The organism is Sphingomonas sp. ASY06-1R, from assembly GCF_052180265.1.
GTDB lineage: Bacteria > Pseudomonadota > Alphaproteobacteria > Sphingomonadales > Sphingomonadaceae > Sphingomonas_I.
This window is the reverse complement of sequence record NZ_CP197464.1, coordinates 2,302,592-2,319,836: the sequence shown is the minus strand read 5'-3', so window position 1 is coordinate 2,319,836 and position 17,245 is coordinate 2,302,592. Positions and strand designations below refer to the sequence as shown.

The window sequence follows — 17,245 nt, the reverse complement described above, 5'->3', positions numbered from 1 at the left end:
CAGCCCAGCAATAGAATGATTGGAGCCGATCATCCTGGCGACCAACTCCGGCGATGGCTGAGCTGATCGAGCCTAGTAATCGAGGTAAATTTTACCGGTCGTCCCGTTGGACAATCTGCCTCAATGACAAGGCCTTGATCCTCCAGTAACGCGCCCGTGTGACTGCGCTTCGCCGCACCCTTGCGCTACACCGCTTTGCCGCCGCCTGGCTGGTCGCGTTCGCGCTTGCGGTGCGGCTGATCGTGCCGGCGGGGTTCATGCCGATGGCGGGGCATGCGGGGCTGGAGATGTGCGCGGGGCAGACCATGGGCCTTGCCGCCGCCACGCCGGTCGCGGCGATGCCGGCCATGGCTGGTATGCCCGGCATGGAGGCTACGCATGCCGCGCACCACAATGCATCCGCGGACGCCATGGATCATGGCGGCAAGCCGATGTCGGGCGCCAGCGATCATGATTGCGGGTTCGGCGCCGCCATTGGCGGGGCGGCCAATCTGCCCAGCCTGATCCTGCCGGCGCTGCCCGCGCCGGTCGCACTGCCCACCGCGTTCATCCACACATTCCTCCAGCGCCCCGGCCTTGGCCTGGCTGCGCCACCCCCTCCCAAAACCGGCCCGCCAACCTTTCTTCGCTGACTTAGGTCGCGCGCCGTGGCGGCGCGCTTTTCGTCATTGAAGGAAATCCGATCGTGTCTCTCTCTCCCGGGGCGCGCACATCGTGCGCTCTTCTGCTCGTCGTGGCGTCCGCCACAGCGGCCTCCGCTCAGACATCCCCGCACCAACAGCGGCGCGAGCAATTGCTGCGCGAACGCGCCGCCATCGACGCCCAGCTGCAGGCGCTGGATGCGGCCGATACTGCGGCAACCTCTCCCATCGCGGGGTCGGCGGAAGCACCGCCCGTCACCGCATCATCGGCCGGTCCGGACGAGATCGTCGTTACCGGCAAGGCGCTGTCGCTCACCACCCAGGTTACCGGCCAGACCGTCACCACCATTAATGACGCCGCCTTCCGCAACACGCCCGCCACCACCATCGCTGATATCGTGAGGCTCAGCCCGGGCGTGGCGGTGATCCAGGGCAACGGCCCGCGCGATGTCGGCGTGTCGATCCGCGGCTCCAACGCCCGCAACAGCTTCGGCGCGCGCAACATGCAGGTGTTCGAGGATGATTTTCCCGTCACCCAGCCGGATGGCCTCGCCCGCTTCGATCTCACCGATCCGCATGCGTATGGCGCGGTCGATGTCGTGCGCGGGCCGTCGTCCGCGCGCTACGGCAATTACGCCATCGGCGGCGCGGTCAACTTCCGCACGCGGCGCGGCCGCGAGATTGACGGCGCCGAATTCGGCCTCGACGGCGGCGGCGACGGCTATGCCAACCTTTACGGCACGATCGGCAATGCCGGTCGCGATTACGAATATTCGCTGTTCGGCAGCTTCGCGCGCGCCAACGGTTCGACCGGCCACACCCATTATGAGACGGGCACGATCAACGCGCTTGCCACCTACGCTTTCTCGGATCGCGATCGCGTCACCGCCAAGCTGATCTACAATGAAGGCGAATTTCAGCTGTCGACCCGGCTGTCCTACAACCAATATCTGCAGAACCCCTATCAGCAGGGCTGCGATGCCGCCGCCACCGCTGCGCCCGGCTGCGGCACCATCAACGTCTTCGTCAATGGCGTGAACGGCACGCGTATCGCCCAAACCGCGAAGGAAGGGGATCTCGCCCGCAACGATCGCCGCACCATCGTCGGCGCGCGCTACGAACATGATTTCGACGCCAACACCACCTGGCGCACGCAGGCGACCTTCGACAGCCGCGTCGTCAATCAACCGACCAGCGCCAATCCGTTCAAGGGCACGCTGGACAGCTATAACATCACGTCGGACGTCACCAATCGCGGCCGCCTGTTCGGCATGGACGCGACCAGCTTCATCGGCCTCTTTTACAATTATCTCGATAATCAGAGCTACACGTTCAACAAGACGCCCGCCGGCCGCAACGGCTTCGGCGCGCTCACGCAGACGGTGTTCGGCGATGTCCGCAACATGGGCGTCCGCGCGCGCGAGGAACTTCAGCTTACCCACGATTTGCAGCTGATCGCCGGCATCGGCGCCGAACGCTCTATCCTCGACGTCCGCCAGACGGCTTATGCCTATCCCACAACCGGCAGCACGAGTGCGACGCTCACCGTCATCCCGGCGCTCCGCCATTTCTGGAACGTCGCACCGGAGGCGGCCTTGCTGTGGCAGGCGAGCGATGCGCTGCGCCTCCACGCGCGCGTCGGCACCGCCTACGGCATCCCCCAGGCGGGCAATCTGTTCGTCACGCCGGCGGGTGTTCCCGGCAACAATGCCGCGCTCAAGACGCAGAAAAGCACCGGCGTCGATGTCGGCGCAGAGCTCGTACTCGGCAACAATCTCCGCGCAGAAGTCACTGGTTATTATGAGTGGTTCCGCAACGAACAGATCAGCCAGTCGGCCGGGGTGAACCTGCTAGCTTACACCACCAACGCCCCACGCTCGCGCCATCGCGGCGTCGAACTGGGCCTGCACTGGAAGCCGTTGCCGGGCCTGCTCCCCGGCGCCAAGCTCGACGCCAGCTACAGCTATAACGATCAGCGCTACTCCCGTTATGACGAGCGGCTGAGCGGGAACGGAACCTCGGCGCTGTTCGACCGCGATGGCAACCGCATCCCCGGAGTCATCCCCACCTTCGCCAACGGCCGGCTGGGCTACGATCAGCCATCAGGGCCGCTTGCGGGCCTCGGGGGCTTTGTCGAGGTCACCTATCGGTCGCGTTACTATATCGACAACGGCAACCAGCTGCGTATCCCCGGCTACACGCTCACCAACCTCAACCTCCATTATGACCCGCCAAAGGGGGAGGGGTGGCTGTCACGCCTGAGCTTCTTCGCCTCGGTCCAGAACCTTTTCGACAAAACCTATGTCGGCTCGGCCTCGATCATCGCGGACAGCATCACCGCCGCCGGCCAGCAAAATCCGGCGTCGGTTCTGATGAGCAGCACCGGCTCGATCTACGCCGGCACGCCCCGCACGGTGTATGCGGGAATAAAGACGCGGTTCTAACCGTCCGGGGAGAGACCATTCAGCACGAAGCCCCTCCCTTGAGGGGAGGGGTTGGGGTGGGGCCCCTCCGCACAAACCAACCTTGATCGCCTAACCATCAGCCAATCAGCCAGGACCAACCGCTATGGCCACTACCATTCAGTCACGTCATTGCGAGCCCGGCGAAAGCCGGGAGAAGCAATCCAGTCCTGTAAATGCGCCCGGGCCGGGCCTGGATTGCTTCGTCGCTCCGTGCCTCGCAATGACGCGCGAAAATCTGGCGCCGAATGGTGACAACGATGCGTGAACCGACCCTCCACAACACCATCTGGCGCTGGCATTTCTATGCCGGCCTGTTCTGTATCCCGATGGTGATCTGGCTCGCGCTGACCGGCTCCATCTATCTCTGGCGCCCGCAGATCGAGGCGTGGCTCGATACACCCTATGACCATCTCGCCACATCCGGCCCCGTCGCTACGCCGGAGGCGCAGGTGGCGGCGGCGCTGCGGGCGGTGCCGGGCGCGACGCTCCACAAATATGTTCTACCCCAGGCGCCGGACAGCGCGGTGCGTGTCCTCGTCACCGCTCAGGGCACCGACAAGCGCGTCTATGTCGATCCGCGCACGCTCGCCGTGCTCAAGGTTGCGACCGAAGAAAAGCGCCCCTTCCGCATGATCTTCCACCTTCACGGCGAACTGCTTGCCGGCGCGATCGGCAGCTATATTGTCGAGATCGCCGCCTGCTGGGCGGTGGTGATGCTGGTGAGCGGTCTGTATCTGTGGTGGCCGCGCGGCGGGGCAGGGGCGGCGGGTGTGCTATATCCCCGCTTGCGGCGGGGCAGCCGTATCTTCTGGCGCGATCTCCACGCGACCACCGGCATCTGGGTCTCCGTCTTCGCGCTGGCTTTGATCCTCACCGGCCTGCCCTGGGCCAAGGGCTGGGGCACCTATCTCGGCGAAATCCGCACCCTCACCGGCACCGCGCGCGGCCCGGTCGACTGGACGATCGGCGGCAAGACTCCTGCGCCGGACCCGGCAAACATTATGGCCGATATGCCGGGCATGGCTGCGGGAACGGGTATGCACGACGCGCGTGGCCCCGCCGCTCCGGTGACGGCGGGTGACGATCCGCACGAAGAGCATCGCGACATGGCCATGCCGCATGTCACCCTCCGACCAGGCGAGCTTTCGCGCGTGATCGCAACCGCACGCACCCTCAACTTGGCGCCGCCAATTCTCGTGATGGTGCCCGGCGCAGCAGGCGCGCCCTGGTCCGTTTCCTCTGACGCGGCGGATCGACCGTTACGTGCCGATGCCAAGATCGACGGCGGCACCGGCCGCATTTTATCCCGCACGGACTTTGCCGAGCGGCACTGGATCGATCGCGCGATCGGCTATGGCGTCGCCGGCCATGAAGGCGCGCTCTTCGGGATCGCCAACCAGCTGCTGGGAACGGTCACCGCTATCTTCCTGATCATGCTGGCGATGTCCGGTGCCGTCATGTGGTGGCGCCGCCGCCCGATCGGCCTGCTCGGCGCTCCCGTCCGCCTCTCGCGCCCCGCCATCGGCGCGGGCTTGATCGCGATCATCGTCGCGCTCGGCCTCTACATGCCCGTCTTCGGCGCGACCCTGATCCTGGTCCTGCTGACGGAAAAGCTCCTCCTCCGCCACCTCCCCAAAACCCGCCAGTGGCTAGGCCTGGCCCCCATCTGACGCACCGGAGAACAAGCGGACCCGACCTAAAACACCACCGTCATCCCAGCGCAGGCTGGGATCCATCTCTCCACCAGCGCCACTCTCGCGGTCGTGGACCCCAGCCTGCGCTGGGGTGACGCCCGAAGGGTAGGCGCTCTACGCCGCCCACTCTCCGTCATGCTGAACTCGTTTCAGCATCCATCTCGCCACGATTCCCAAGCTCCTGTGTCGCGACGAACCCGCCGCAATCCTCACATTGCCTGAAACCGCGCCTCGATCGCATTCCAGATCAGCGCCGGCGTGTCCGTCCCATTATACGCATCGATCGCCACGATCCCGGTCGGCGAGGTCACGTTGATCTCGGTCAGATAGCCCGCAATCACGTCGATCCCGACGAATACCAGCCCCCGCTTGGCCAGCTCCGGCCCCAGCTTGGCGCAAATCTCCAGCTCGCGCTCCGTCAGTTCGGTTGCCGCCCCCTTGCCGCCGACGGCGAGATTGGACCGGATTTCGCCCGGTTTGGGCAGGCGGTTGACCCCGCCCGCGGGCTTGCCGTCGACCAGCACGATGCGTTTGTCGCCCTTGGACACGTCCGGCAGGAACGCCTGCACCATGAACGGCTCGCGCCACACCTGCCCGAACAATTCGGTCAGGGCCGCCAGATTGGCGTCGTTGCGCGCCACATGGAACACCGCCGATCCGGCATTGCCGTACAAGGGCTTGATCACGACTTCCCCATGCTCGGCATGGAAAGCGCGCGCTTCTTCCAGCCGCCGCGTGATCAGCGTCGGCGGCATGAACTCGGCATAATCCAGCACGAACAGCTTTTCCGGCGCGTTGCGCACCGCCGCCGGATCGTTGACCACCAGCGTCTGGTGCTGGATCCGCTCCAGCAGATGCGTCGCGGTGATATAGGCCAGGTCAAACGGCGGATCCTGCCGCATCAGCACCACGTCGATATCGTCGCCCAGGTCGATCGTGCGAACCTCCTCGGCCCGGAAATGATCGCCGACCACGCGCTGCACGGTCACCGCGCGGGCAGGGGCGGTCAGCCGCCCGTCGCGATAGGTCAGGTCGCCTGCCGCATAATGGAACAGCTTATGCCCCCGCGCCTGCGCGCTGAGCATCAGCGCAAAGGTCGAATCCCCCGCAATGTTGATCTTCTCCAGCGGATCCATCTGGACCGCGACGCGCAGGCTCATCTTTATCTCCTCGGCCACCCGCACCGCACCCGTTCATGTCGAGTAGGGTTTGAGCTTGTCGAAAACCCGTATCGAGACATGCCGCGATATGCCATCTCGATACGCTGCTGCGCGGCTGCTCGACCGCTACTCGGCACGAACGGACGGGGCGATCACCCGATCCAGGCATTCTCGATGTGGCGTAAAGCCCGCCCCGGTGCGATCAAGATGACGTCGATGCGCATGTCGTCGCCCGCTTCCAGGTAGCGATGCGCCAGCGATTCTGCCGCTGCCGCCACCCGCGCCAGCCGGTATTGGTCGATCGCGAAGTCCAGTTCGGCACCGGTTTTGCGCCTTTTGACCTCCACGAACGCGACCAGATTGCCCTTCCGCGCGATCAAATCCACCTCTCCGGCGGCCGTTCGCACCCGCCGCGCCAGGATCCGCCAGCCCTTCAGGCGCAGCCACCAGGCCGCCGCCGTCTCACCAACACGGCCCGCGCGTTCGGCCAGGCGGCGGTCTCTCACGCCTTCATCGCCAGTGCGCGGGCATACAGATCACGCTTGTTCAACCCGGTCGCCTTGGCCACTTCATGCGCCGCTCTGGCCGCCGGCAAGCGGGTCAACGCTTCGGTCAGCAGCGCATCGGCGTCCTCGCCTGACGCCATTTCTGCCTCGCCCGGCGGTCCCACGACGATCACGATCTCGCCTTTGGGCGGCGCTTCGGCATAGCGGGCTGCCAATGCGGACAGCGTATCGGTCACGCATTCCTCGAACCTTTTGCTGATTTCGCGCGCCACCGCCGCCTCGCGATCGCCCAAACCTTCCGCCAAAGCCGTCAACGTCGCGCTCAGACGCGGCCCGGATTCGTACAGGATCAGCGTCGCGCGCACGTTTGCGACCTCCTCGATTGCGTCCGCCCGCGCCTTTGCCTTGGACGGCAGAAACCCCAGGAAGAAGAAGCGATCGGTCGGCAGACCGGCCAATGTCAGTGCCGCGATCGCTGCGCATGGGCCGGGGATCGTCACCACCGCATGGCCCGCCGCGCGCGCATCGCGCACCAGCTTGAAGCCCGGATCGGAGATGAGCGGCGTGCCCGCATCCGACACCAAGGCGATCGCCTCATGCCCCAGTCGCGCGACCAGGCCGGGGCGTACGCGATCGGCATTATGGTCGTGATAGGGAACCATTTGCCGCTTCACACCGATATGACTGAGCAGCTTGGCGGTGACGCGGCTGTCTTCGACCGCAATGGCGTCGGCGTTCGACAATATTGCGGCAGCGCGTGGGGAAAGATCGGACAAGTTGCCGATCGGGGTTGCGACAATGTACAGGCCGGGCGAAAGACGCCCGTCTTCGGGTGGAGAGGAATTCATGGGAGTGAGCATGGCAGACGGCGCCCCCCGGCGGCAATCGGGCATGTTCGCCCCCCGACAATTGGCGGCGATCTGCCTCGCGCTCTTGCTCGGCGCCTGCTCCACCGTCGCGCCGAGAGGCCCGACGCCGGTTTCGAAACCGCCCAAAACCGTCGAGAAGCCGACCGCGCAGACCGGCCTGCCCGAGGATAAGGAGCGCCACCGCGTCGCGCTGCTGGTCCCGCTGAGTGGCCCTAATGCCGCCGTTGGCCAGTCCATCTCCAATGCCGCGGCGCTCGCCTTGGCGGATACGGGCGGCAAGACGCTACGCATCACCAATTACGATACCGGCCCCGGTGCCGAAGCCGCGGCACGCAAGGCGCTGGCCGAGGGCAATGAGGTGTTTTTGGGGCCGTTGCTGAGCGACGATGTCCGTGCCGTCGCCGCTTCCGCGGGTGCGGCCGGCGTCCCGGTCATCGCTTTTTCCAACGATCCTGCCGCCGCGAGCGAGGATGTCTGGCTGCTCGGTTTCTCGCCCGCTCAGTCGATCGAGCGCGTCGTGCGCTATGCCAAGTCGCGCGGGCTGACCCGGTTTGCCGGCCTGATCCCGCCAGGCCTCTATGGCCGCAACGCGTCCAATATGCTGTTGCGCGCGGCAGATGCGGCAGGCGGCTCGGTCGTGTCGATGCAGAACTACCAGCGCACGCCGGCATCGATTGCGGCGGCGATCGCCAAATTGCCCAAGGGTAATTATGATGCGGTGCTGATCGCCGACAGCGGCCGCATCGCGATCGCCTCGGCACCGCTCATCCGCAAGAATGGCGGCGCCGCGGTCCGGATCCTCGGCACCGAATTGTGGAATGCCGAACCCAGCCTTAACAATGCGCCGGTCCTGGCCGGCGCCTGGTTCGCCAGCGTCGACGACAGCATGTTTACGCAATTCACCACCCGCTACCGCGCACGTTATGGCCGCACGCCTTATCGTCTGGCGAGCCTTGGCTATGACGCCGTGCTGCTGACCGTGCGTATTTCCAAGGACTGGAAGGTTGGCCGCCGTTTCCCGATCAATGCCTTGGCCGATGAAGGCGGGTTTGCCGGCGTGGACGGGGCCTTCCGTTTCTCGCGCGGGCACATTGCGGAGCGCGCGTTGGCGGTCCACCAATTGGGGGCCGGCGGTGGGACGATCGTGTCGCCGGCGCCAACCGGCTTCTAGGCGGCAATCTCCGCGAGGATCGCGTCGAGCAGGAGCATGCCCTCCGGCGTGACGCGTAGCCGTTCCGGCGTCTGCACGATCAGCCCCAAAGCGGACAGTCGTTCGACCGCGGCCTGGTCGATCGCGTCGGCTACCCGCTTTCGGGGAATGCCTTCGGCGAGGCGGAGGCCCATGACCAACGTCTCACGGGCCTGATCCGCCATCGGAAGACGCTCTTCCAGCTCCATCCCGTGCCCATCGCGCGCGATCCGGGTCAGCCAGTTTTCGGGTTTCTTGGCGCGCGCGGTGGCGACGCCTACGCGCCGTCCATGCGCGCCGGGCCCGACGCCCAGATAGTCGCCATAGCGCCAATAGGTCAGGTTGTGCCGGCTCTCCTCGCCCGGCCGCGCATGGTTGGAAATCTCATAGGCCGGCAGTCCGGCAGCGGCGGTGCGGGCGCGGGTAAGTTCGAACAGGTCGGCGCCCAGATCGGGGTCTTGCGGCGCCAATTCGCCGCGTGCGGCCATCGCCGCGAAGCGCGTGCCCGGCTCGATCGTGAGCTGATAGAGGGAGAGGTGCCCGGTGCCGAAGCCCAGCGCGCGATCCAGTGTCGCCTGCCATGCCTCCACGCTCTGGCCCGGCAGGGCGTAGATCAGGTCAAAGCTGACCCGGCGAAACGCTTGCTGCGCCGTCTCAAGCGCCGCCAGGCCCTCCGCCACGTCATGGGCCCGGCCCAGAAAGCGCAACGCTTGATCATCCAGCGCCTGTAAACCCAGACTGACACGGTTGACGCCCGCAGCGGCAAGCCCCGCGAAGCGCGCGGCCTCGACCGAAGAGGGGTTGGCCTCCAGCGTGATCTCGATATCCGGTGCGAAGCCCCAATGTTCCTCCGCTGCCTCGATCAACGCCGCGACTGTCGCGGGGGGCATCAGCGATGGGGTGCCGCCGCCAAAAAAGATTGAGGTCAGCGGCCGCCGCGGGCCGACCGCCGCCTCATGCGCGAGGTCGGTCAGGAGCGCGCCGCGCCAGCGATCCTGATCGACACTCTCTCGAACATGACTGTTGAAGTCGCAATAAGGGCATTTGGAAACGCAGAACGGCCAGTGGATGTAGAGGGCCAGCGCCTCCGTCGCCGCGGCGGCCGGGGCCGCTGGATATAAGCTGGACGGTTGCATGCCATCTCCCGCGGCCCCGGCCGCCGCCGGGGCGCCGGAGATCATAAAACGGCTGCCACCAGTTTCCGGAAGGCGTCCGCGCGATGGCTGATCGCATGCTTCTGTTCCGGATCCAGCTCGGCATAGGTCCGCGTCTCGCCCAGCGGCACGAATACCGGGTCATAGCCGAAGCCGACCGTGCCGCGCGGCGGCCAGGTCAACGTGCCCTCGGCACGGCCTTCGAAGCTCTCGACATGTCCATCCGGCCAACAGAGCGACAACACGCAGACGAAATGGGCGTCGCGTCCCGCTTCGGGGCCCTTCGCGGCAAGCGCATCCTCCACCTTGCGCATGGCAAGGTTCCAGTCGCGTCCATTGGGCGTTTCCGCCCAGTCAGCGGTGTAGACGCCGGGATCGCCATTCAGCGCGTCGACGCACAGGCCGCTATCGTCGGCCAGCGCGACCATGCCGGACAAATCGGCCGAAAAACGCGCCTTGAGCTCGGCATTGGCCGCGAAGCTCGTGCCGGTTTCGACCGGTTCCGGAATGTCGAGCGATGCCGCCGACACGGGCTTGATCCCGTAAGGCGCGAGCAGGGCGGTAATCTCCCGCACCTTGCCTTCGTTATGACTGGCGATGACGAGCGTGCCGGGGTCGAGCCGACGATGCGGCACGGCGGGCGGTTCGTCGTCGATCAGCTCGATGGTCACCGCCCGGTCGCCTTCAATTGTGCTGCAAAAATCTCGGTGCAACCGATCCGCGCCAGGCGCAGCAGTCGCAGCAGCGCTTCCTCATCATAGGTCGCACCCTCGGCGGTCGCCTGCGCCTCGGCGATATTGCCGTCCGACAGCAGCACGAAGTTGGCGTCCGCATGGGCATTGCTGTCCTCGATATAATCGAGGTCGAGGACCGGCGTCCCTTCGTAGATGCCGCACGAGACCGCTGCGACCTGCGATTTGATCGGATCGACGGCCAGCAGACCCTGCTTCATCAGACCATCGACGGCGATGCGCAGCGCAACCCATGCGCCGGAAATCGAAGCCGTGCGCGTGCCGCCATCCGCCTGGATGACGTCGCAATCCAGCGTGATCTGGCGCTCGCCCAATGCGGTCAGATCGCAGACCGAGCGCAGCGAACGGCCGATCAGGCGCTGGATTTCCTGGGTCCGGCCGGACTGCTTGCCCTTGGCCGCTTCGCGATTGCCGCGCGTATGGGTGGCGCGGGGGAGCATGCCATATTCGGCCGTGATCCAGCCCTGGCCCTTGCCGCGCAGGAACGGCGGCAGCCGTTCTTCGACCGAAGCCGTGACGAGCACCTTGGTCTCGCCAAATGCTATCAGGACGGAGCCTTCGGCATGCTTGGTATAGCCAGGCGTGATGGTGATGGGGCGCATCTGATCAGGAGCGCGGCCGCTTGGGCGCATCGGGGGATTGTCCTTATGGTTAGGCGGACGCATGTAACCGCAGTGACTGCGTGTCGCCAGTCTGAAGGACGTGCCATGAAGATAACCGCACTGATTGTCGGCGTGATCGCGCTGCTGATGGGAATCTTGTGGATCGGGCAGGGGACCGGCGTGATCCGCTGGCCGGCGTCCAGCTTCATGATCGATATGCGCCCTTGGGCCATTCGCGGGGCGCTTTTGTCCGTCCTGGGCCTGGCGCTGATCGTCTGGTCGCGCCGCCCATGACCGTGCCCGTCACCGAAATGTCGTCGCGGGCGCGCGACGTGTTCCGCATGGTGGTGGAATCCTATCTCGACAGCGGATTGCCGGTCGGATCGCGCACGATATCGCGCTTTGGCGGGCTTAACCTGTCGCCCGCGTCGATCCGCAACGTGATGCAGGATCTGGAGGAGATGGGCCTGCTCGCGGCGCCCCATACGTCTGCCGGCCGCATGCCGACGGAAGGCGGATTGCGGCTGTTCGTCGATGCCATGATGCAGGCGACCGAACCGTCAGAGGTGGAACGGGCGGCGATCGAGGCGCAGGCGCGCGGGCCGGTCGAAGAGGCGCTGGCGGCGACCAGTTCGGTCCTGTCCGGGCTTTCCGCCTGCGCCGGGCTGGTGATGGTACCGCGCGGCGAACCGATGCTGCGCCAATTCTCCTTTTTGCCGCTGGGCCATGATCAGGCGGTCGCGGTGCTGGTGGGTACGGATGGCACGGTGGAGAACCGCATCGTCGACATTCCCCCGGGTGTCAGCCCTTCCGCCCTGGTGGAGGCGGCCAATTATATCAGCGGCCGGCTGACCGGGCTGACGCTGGGCGAAGCGCAGACGCGGCTGACGGACGAGATCGCCAAGGGCAAATCCGCGCTCGACGCGACCGCGCAGCGCCTTGTCGCGCGCGGCCTGGCCGTCTGGTCCGAAGATGGATCGCGCCGGCCGGTGATGATCGTGCGGGGGGCTGCCAACCTGATTGATCCCGCGGCCGATGCGGACCTGGATCGCGTTCGCCAGCTGCTGGACGAGATCGAAGGCAAGGAAGAGATTGCGCGCTTGCTGGATCGGGCCCGCGGTGCGCGTGCGATGAAGATCTTTATCGGATCGGAAAACAAGCTGTTCGCGTTGTCGGGATCGTCGGTGATCGCTGCACCTTATCATGCTGCCGACGGCCGCGTGGTCGGCGTGGTAGGGGTTATCGGCCCGACCCGGTTGAACTATGCGCGTGTGGTTCCCATGGTGGACTTCACCGCCCAAACATTGACGAGATTGATGGCATGATCGACGAAACGACCACCCCAGACGCCGAAGACCTGCGCGACGAAACCGCCGCAGACGCCCCCGAGGTGGCCGAACATGACGCTGCGACGCGGCTTCAAGCGGAGATTGAGGATCTGAAGAAGCAGATCCTGTACGCACAGGCCGAAACGCAGAATGTGCGCCGCCGCATGGAAAAGGATGCGCAGGATGCGCGCGCTTATGCTGCCACCAGCTTCGCACGCGATATCCTGTCCGTGTCCGATAATCTGACGCGGGCACTGGCGGCGATCCCGGCTGCCATGCGCGAGGATGAAGGCACGAAGCCTTTGATCACGGGCCTGGAAATGACCGGCAAGGAGCTGGAAAACGTGTTCCAGCGCAACGGCATCACCAAGATCGAAAGCGTCGGCGCCAAGCTGGACCCCAACCGCCACCAGGCGATGGTGGAACTGCTGAGCGATCAGGAGCCTGGCACGATCGTGCAGGAGATGCAGGCCGGCTATATGATCAAGGACCGCCTGCTGCGCCCGGCGCTGGTGGGCGTGGCGAAGGCAGCTGAGTAGACGGCTGCGCACATAACGGCTGGTTCACCGTCATTGCGAGCAACGCGAAGCAATCCAGCCCCCCCCGCCGGACGGCGGGCCTGGATTGCTTCGGCGCTACGCGCCTCGCAATGACGATGGACCTATAGTGACGAGACCTTGGCCAAACCGGCGCCGTGCAGAAGGTCGTCCAGCAGCGGCTCAGGACGTCCCGCCTGCCGGGCAACGAAGGCATGCTCGACGATCATCGCCTGCTGCTCGATGCCGTAGCGTGCGAGCGGTTGGCCCGGGACGAGGCGATAGTCATAGCGGCAGAAGGGGTGGCGGCGCAGCAGCAGATAGAGGCCGCGTTGATGCTGCCAGATATGCGTCAGCTCGTGGATCAGCAGCGCCTGCAGGCGTGGATGCGCGCTCGAAAAATCGTCGCGCCAAAGGCCGTCATCGGGATGGAACCAGATATGGCCGTCGGGGGCCATGACAACGTTGCGCGGCTGGAAGGGCCACCATTTCCGTCGATGGAGCCTGATGCGGTCCAGCGCAATGGCACTGCCGAAGATCGACGCTGCCATGTCCCTTTCGCCGGACGTTAGGCGTCGTCCCGGATCGCGCCGCAGCCAGTTCAATAAGGTGCATCCTGGCCAGCGCTGACCGTCTTCGCTTCTGCCTCCGCAGTGGTGCCGTCGGCAAAGCCGAAGCGGAGCGGTACGGCGGTGCCCGGCTTGACCACGGGATCGAGCCCGATCAGCATCGCGTGATTGCCGCTGGGCTTGAATTCGACGGTGGCGCGGGCGGGTATATCGACATGGCTGAGCGCGGCCATCGTCGCCATGCCCCCCATGCCCGCCATGCTCTGATGCATTTCCGTCTTGGCCGCGAGCGCGCTTTCCATGCGCACGAGCCGTTCCGCCCGGCGTCCGCCATGGATCGTGAAGTAGGCGGCGGCCGGTTGGCCGGCCACGGCGGGCAGGCGTATCCACGCATGCGTGACCTGGGGTTCGGAGGTCCGGCTATGGCATGCCGCCACAAGCAGAAGCGGGGCGATCAAGGCGAAGCGAGCGATCATCCTGCTTCTCTAGGCGGTAATCGCGCCTAGTAAAACTGCGCGGATGCGATGCCTTGCGGTGGCTTTTCCCCTCCCTATATCGCCTTCTGGAAGCCGCCGCCGGAACGGTTGCGCCCGCCTGTTGAGGGGGCGTGCCGGTGGGCGGAACAGGGTATTCGACAAGAGGATTACAATGGCCAAAGTTATCGGGATCGACCTGGGTACGACCAACAGCTGCGTTGCAGTCATGGAAGGCGGCAAGCCTAAGGTCATCGAGAATGCCGAAGGGGCGCGCACCACGCCTTCGATCGTTGCCTTCGCCAAGGATGGGGAGCGACTGATCGGTCAGCCGGCCAAGCGCCAGGCGGTGACCAACCCCGACAATACGATTTTCGCGGTGAAGCGCCTGATCGGCCGCCGCTTCGACGATCCGGTGACCAAGAAGGACACCGAGCTGGTTCCGTATCACATCGTGAAGGGCGCCAATGGCGACGCATGGGTGAAGGCGGGCAGCGAAGATTATTCGCCCAGCCAGATCTCCGCCTTCATTCTGCAGAAGATGAAGGAAACCGCCGAGAGCTATCTGGGCGAGACGGTGACCCAGGCGGTCATCACGGTGCCGGCTTATTTCAACGACGCGCAGCGCCAGGCGACCAAGGACGCCGGCCGCATCGCGGGTCTGGAAGTGCTGCGCATCATCAACGAGCCGACGGCGGCCGCGCTCGCCTACGGGCTCGAGAAGGATAACAACAAGACGATCGCAGTCTACGATCTTGGCGGCGGCACGTTCGACGTGTCGGTGCTGGAGATTGGCGACGGCGTGTTCGAGGTGAAGTCCACCAACGGCGACACTTTCCTGGGCGGTGAAGATTTCGACGCCAAGGTCGTTCAGTATCTGGCCGACGAATTCAAGAAGAGCGAAGGCATCGATCTTACCAAGGATCGGCTCGCGCTGCAGCGTCTGAAGGAAGCCGCGGAAAAGGCCAAGATCGAACTTTCGTCAACGCAGACGACCGAGGTCAATCTGCCCTTCATCACCGCCGACGCGACCGGCCCGAAGCATTTGGTCAAGACGATCACGCGTGCCGATCTGGAGCGTCTGGTGGACGAGCTGATCAAGCGCACGATCGAGCCGATGCGCAAGGCGCTCGCCGATGCCGGCCTGAAGGCCGACCAGATTGACGAGGTCGTCCTTGTCGGCGGCATGACGCGCATGCCCAAGGTGCGCGAGGCCGTGAAGGCCTTCTTCGGCAAGGAGCCGCATACCGGCGTCAATCCCGATGAGGTCGTCGCGATCGGTGCGGCGGTCCAGGCGGGCGTGCTGCAGGGCGACGTCAAGGACGTGTTGCTGCTCGACGTGACCCCGCTGAGCCTGGGTATCGAGACGCTGGGCGGCATCATGACCAAGATGATCGACCGCAACACGACCATCCCGACCAAGAAGTCGCAGACCTATTCGACGGCGGATGACAATCAGAACGCCGTAACGATCCGCGTCTTCCAGGGCGAGCGTGAGATGGCGGCCGACAACAAGATGCTGGGTCAGTTCGATCTGGTCGGCATCCCGCCAGCGCCGCGCGGCGTGCCGCAGATCGAGGTCACGTTCGACATCGACGCCAACGGCATCGTCAACGTCAGTGCCAAGGACAAGGGCACCGGCAAGGAACAGCAGATCAAGATCCAGGCCTCGGGCGGTCTGTCGGACAATGACATCGACCAGATGGTCAAGGACGCCGAGCAGTTTGCGGAAGAGGACAAGAAGCGTCGTGCCGCGGCGGAAGCCAAGAACAACGCCGAGAGCCTGATCCACTCGACCGAAGGCCAGCTCAACGAGCATGGTTCGAAGATCGATGCCGGCCTGAAGTCGGAAATCGAAGCTGCGATCGCGGCCGCCAAGACGGCGGTCGAGAGCGGCGATCCGGATCAGATGACGGAGAAGACCAACGCGCTGACCCAGGTAGCGATGAAAATGGGTCAGACCATCTACGAAGCCGAACAGGCTGCGGGTGCGGCAGCCGCTTCGGGTGAAACCGCGAAGCCGGCCGACGATGATGTTGTCGATGCCGAATTCTCGGAAGTCGACGAAACGAAGTAAGCGAACAGTGACTGGCCCCTCTTCCACACGGGAGAGGGGCTTTCGCATCTGGGAAGTCGATGGCTGAAACTGATTTTTACGAACTGCTCGAAATCGAGCGGACCGCCGACGATAAGACGATCAAGTCGTCCTATCGCCGCCTGGCGATGGAGTGCCACCCCGATCGCAATCCGGGATGCGACAAGTCCGAGGCCAAATTCAAGGCGATCAGCCAGGCGTATGACGTTCTGAAGGACCCGCAGAAGCGGGCAGCCTATGATCGTTATGGCCATGCCGCATTCCAGAATGGCGGCGGCGGCGGCCCTAATCACGGCCAGGGCTTTGAAGGTTTTTCGGATATTTTCGAGAATATCTTCGGCGAATTCATGGGCGGAGGCCGCGGCGGCGGTCGTTCGTCGGTGCAGCGTGGTGCCGATCTGCGCTACGACCTGGAGATCAGCCTGGAAGATGCTTTCCATGGCAAGACCGAGGAAATCCGCGTCGACGTCGCCGCAATCTGCGACAGCTGCGACGGCACGGGTGCCAAGCCCGGCACGGCGGCACGCGGATGTGCGACCTGCCATGGCCATGGCAAGGTGCGCGCGCAGCAGGGTTTCTTCGTCGTCGAACGGGTCTGCCCGACGTGCCACGGCCGGGGCGAGGTGATCGCCGAGCCGTGCGCGCAATGCCGCGGCGAAGGACGGGTCGAGAAGACCAAGACGCTGCAGGTCAAGATTCCGCCGGGCGTCGACGAAGGCACCCGCATCCGGATGACGGGCGAGGGCGAGGCCGGTGCGCGCGGCGCGCCGTCCGGCGACCTCTACATCTTCATCCACGTTGCCCGGCACAGCCTGTTCCAGCGCGAAGGCACGACCCTGTTCGCGCGCGCGCCGATCAGCTTCAGCACGGCCGCCCTGGGCGGATCGATCACCGTACCCGGCCTGGACAAGCAGGCGCACGAGATCCGCATTCCGGCAGGCATTCAATCCGGCAAGCAACTGCGCCAGCGCGGTGCCGGCATGCCCGTGTTGAACGGGCGTGGCCAGGGCGACATGGTCGTCCAGATCGAGGTCGAGACGCCGACCCGATTGACGGCCCGCCAGAAAGAGCTGCTGGAAGAATTCCGCGCAACCGAGACGGGCGAGGAATGCCCGGAAACGAGCGGCTTCTTCTCGCGCCTCAAGGGGATGCTCGGCGCCGACTGACCTTAATCGCCGTGTGGCGCCGCGGACGCATGATCCCTAAGGAAGC

Annotated in this window: 17 protein-coding genes; 9 read left to right on the top strand and 8 right to left on the bottom strand. The window is 65.2% G+C overall.

All coding sequences use genetic code 11. The features are described 5' to 3' along the window. Positions 1-158: 158 nt before the first annotated feature. From ACSBM8_RS11200 to ACSBM8_RS11190, 3 genes are all read left to right on the top strand, one after another. On the top strand, positions 159-632 hold the full coding sequence (locus ACSBM8_RS11200) for a hypothetical protein (protein ID WP_442678105.1): 474 nt from the start codon (positions 159-161) through the stop codon (positions 630-632). Positions 633-685: 53 nt separating this feature from the next. Continuing rightward, positions 686-3,085 (top strand): TonB-dependent receptor family protein, encoded by a 2,400-nt coding sequence (locus ACSBM8_RS11195; RefSeq protein WP_442678104.1) that lies wholly within the window; start codon positions 686-688, stop codon positions 3,083-3,085. 278 nt (positions 3,086-3,363) lie between these two features. Next, complete coding sequence (locus ACSBM8_RS11190; RefSeq protein WP_442678103.1) at positions 3,364-4,776, top strand: PepSY-associated TM helix domain-containing protein; 1,413 nt, start codon at positions 3,364-3,366, stop codon at positions 4,774-4,776. A 233-nt stretch (positions 4,777-5,009) separates the two neighbouring features. On the opposite strand, the gene gshB is transcribed toward ACSBM8_RS11190, so the two are convergent. The 3 genes from gshB to rsmI all read right to left on the bottom strand — a co-directional run bounded on the left by gshB (position 5,010) and on the right by rsmI (position 7,314). After that, entirely contained in the window at positions 5,010-5,960 is a 951-nt protein-coding gene (gene gshB / locus ACSBM8_RS11185) for a glutathione synthase (protein WP_442678102.1), read from the bottom strand. A gap of 152 nt (positions 5,961-6,112) precedes the next feature. Further along, a complete protein-coding gene (locus ACSBM8_RS11180; RefSeq protein ID WP_442678101.1) occupies positions 6,113-6,466 on the bottom strand; it encodes a YraN family protein in 354 nt (117 codons plus the stop codon). Then, positions 6,463-7,314, bottom strand: coding sequence for a 16S rRNA (cytidine(1402)-2'-O)-methyltransferase (gene rsmI, locus ACSBM8_RS11175; RefSeq protein ID WP_442678100.1), 852 nt, complete (start codon positions 7,312-7,314; stop codon positions 6,463-6,465). The genes ACSBM8_RS11180 and rsmI overlap by 4 nt, the downstream gene beginning before the upstream one ends. Before the next feature lie 10 nt (positions 7,315-7,324). Between rsmI and ACSBM8_RS11170 the strand changes: the two genes are divergently transcribed. Next, the gene (locus tag ACSBM8_RS11170; RefSeq protein WP_442678099.1) at positions 7,325-8,506 is read left to right on the top strand and encodes a penicillin-binding protein activator; all 1,182 of its coding nucleotides are present in this window, start codon (positions 7,325-7,327) and stop codon (positions 8,504-8,506) included. Here ACSBM8_RS11170 and hemW read toward each other — a convergent pair. The 3 genes from hemW to rph are packed head-to-tail and all read right to left on the bottom strand — an operon-like array spanning position 8,503 to position 11,062. Continuing rightward, positions 8,503-9,660, bottom strand: a complete 1,158-nt coding sequence (hemW, locus tag ACSBM8_RS11165) for a radical SAM family heme chaperone HemW (protein WP_442678098.1) — start codon at positions 9,658-9,660, stop codon at positions 8,503-8,505. The two genes, ACSBM8_RS11170 and hemW, sit on opposite strands and share 4 nt — an antisense overlap. Positions 9,661-9,701: 41 nt before the next feature. Then, positions 9,702-10,343: an RdgB/HAM1 family non-canonical purine NTP pyrophosphatase gene (gene rdgB / locus ACSBM8_RS11160; RefSeq protein ID WP_442681567.1), complete on the bottom strand. Its 642-nt coding sequence runs from the start codon at positions 10,341-10,343 to the stop codon at positions 9,702-9,704. A gap of 2 nt (positions 10,344-10,345) precedes the next feature. Continuing rightward, positions 10,346-11,062 carry a ribonuclease PH gene (gene rph, locus ACSBM8_RS11155; RefSeq protein WP_442678097.1) on the bottom strand — a complete coding sequence of 239 codons (717 nt, stop codon included), beginning with the start codon at positions 11,060-11,062 and terminating at the stop codon, positions 10,346-10,348. 75 nt (positions 11,063-11,137) lie between these two features. Between rph and ACSBM8_RS11150 the strand changes: the two genes are divergently transcribed. From ACSBM8_RS11150 to grpE, 3 genes are read left to right on the top strand one after another with little or no spacing between them, the layout of a single operon-like run. Next, positions 11,138-11,326, top strand: a complete 189-nt coding sequence (locus ACSBM8_RS11150; RefSeq protein WP_442678096.1) for a hypothetical protein — start codon at positions 11,138-11,140, stop codon at positions 11,324-11,326. Next, a complete protein-coding gene (hrcA, locus tag ACSBM8_RS11145; protein ID WP_442678095.1) occupies positions 11,323-12,357 on the top strand; it encodes a heat-inducible transcriptional repressor HrcA in 1,035 nt (344 codons plus the stop codon). Before ACSBM8_RS11150 ends, hrcA begins: the two co-directional genes overlap by 4 nt. Beyond that, positions 12,354-12,899: a nucleotide exchange factor GrpE gene (gene grpE / locus ACSBM8_RS11140; RefSeq protein WP_442678094.1), complete on the top strand. Its 546-nt coding sequence runs from the start codon at positions 12,354-12,356 to the stop codon at positions 12,897-12,899. The genes hrcA and grpE overlap by 4 nt, the downstream gene beginning before the upstream one ends. A gap of 122 nt (positions 12,900-13,021) precedes the next feature. Here grpE and ACSBM8_RS11135 read toward each other — a convergent pair whose 3' ends face one another. Together ACSBM8_RS11135 and ACSBM8_RS11130 are read right to left on the bottom strand one after the other, a co-directional pair. Then, the gene (locus ACSBM8_RS11135) at positions 13,022-13,447 is read right to left on the bottom strand and encodes a vgr related protein (RefSeq protein WP_442678093.1); all 426 of its coding nucleotides are present in this window, start codon (positions 13,445-13,447) and stop codon (positions 13,022-13,024) included. Between the two features lie 50 nt (positions 13,448-13,497). Beyond that, positions 13,498-13,941: a copper chaperone PCu(A)C gene (locus tag ACSBM8_RS11130; protein ID WP_442678092.1), complete on the bottom strand. Its 444-nt coding sequence runs from the start codon at positions 13,939-13,941 to the stop codon at positions 13,498-13,500. Between the two features lie 172 nt (positions 13,942-14,113). Between ACSBM8_RS11130 and dnaK the strand changes: the two genes are divergently transcribed. Continuing rightward, the gene (gene dnaK / locus ACSBM8_RS11125) at positions 14,114-16,015 is read left to right on the top strand and encodes a molecular chaperone DnaK (protein ID WP_442678091.1); all 1,902 of its coding nucleotides are present in this window, start codon (positions 14,114-14,116) and stop codon (positions 16,013-16,015) included. 59 nt (positions 16,016-16,074) lie between these two features. Then, positions 16,075-17,199, top strand: a complete 1,125-nt coding sequence (gene dnaJ / locus ACSBM8_RS11120; RefSeq protein ID WP_442678090.1) for a molecular chaperone DnaJ — start codon at positions 16,075-16,077, stop codon at positions 17,197-17,199. The last annotated feature ends 46 nt before the right edge of the window (positions 17,200-17,245 follow it).

Coding starts and splice junctions, on each gene's coding strand:
- ACSBM8_RS11190 (WP_442678103.1), top strand. CDS start 3,364: ATGCGTGAACCGACCCTCCACAACACCATCTGGCGCTGGCATTTCTAT.
- gshB (WP_442678102.1), bottom strand. CDS start 5,960: ATGAGCCTGCGCGTCGCGGTCCAGATGGATCCGCTGGAGAAGATCAAC.
- rsmI (WP_442678100.1), bottom strand. CDS start 7,314: ATGAATTCCTCTCCACCCGAAGACGGGCGTCTTTCGCCCGGCCTGTAC.
- ACSBM8_RS11170 (WP_442678099.1), top strand. CDS start 7,325: ATGGCAGACGGCGCCCCCCGGCGGCAATCGGGCATGTTCGCCCCCCGA.
- hemW (WP_442678098.1), bottom strand. CDS start 9,660: ATGCAACCGTCCAGCTTATATCCAGCGGCCCCGGCCGCCGCGGCGACG.
- rph (WP_442678097.1), bottom strand. CDS start 11,062: ATGCGCCCAAGCGGCCGCGCTCCTGATCAGATGCGCCCCATCACCATC.
- ACSBM8_RS11150 (WP_442678096.1), top strand. CDS start 11,138: ATGAAGATAACCGCACTGATTGTCGGCGTGATCGCGCTGCTGATGGGA.
- hrcA (WP_442678095.1), top strand. CDS start 11,323: ATGACCGTGCCCGTCACCGAAATGTCGTCGCGGGCGCGCGACGTGTTC.
- grpE (WP_442678094.1), top strand. CDS start 12,354: ATGATCGACGAAACGACCACCCCAGACGCCGAAGACCTGCGCGACGAA.
- ACSBM8_RS11135 (WP_442678093.1), bottom strand. CDS start 13,447: ATGGCAGCGTCGATCTTCGGCAGTGCCATTGCGCTGGACCGCATCAGG.
- ACSBM8_RS11130 (WP_442678092.1), bottom strand. CDS start 13,941: ATGATCGCTCGCTTCGCCTTGATCGCCCCGCTTCTGCTTGTGGCGGCA.
- dnaK (WP_442678091.1), top strand. CDS start 14,114: ATGGCCAAAGTTATCGGGATCGACCTGGGTACGACCAACAGCTGCGTT.
- dnaJ (WP_442678090.1), top strand. CDS start 16,075: ATGGCTGAAACTGATTTTTACGAACTGCTCGAAATCGAGCGGACCGCC.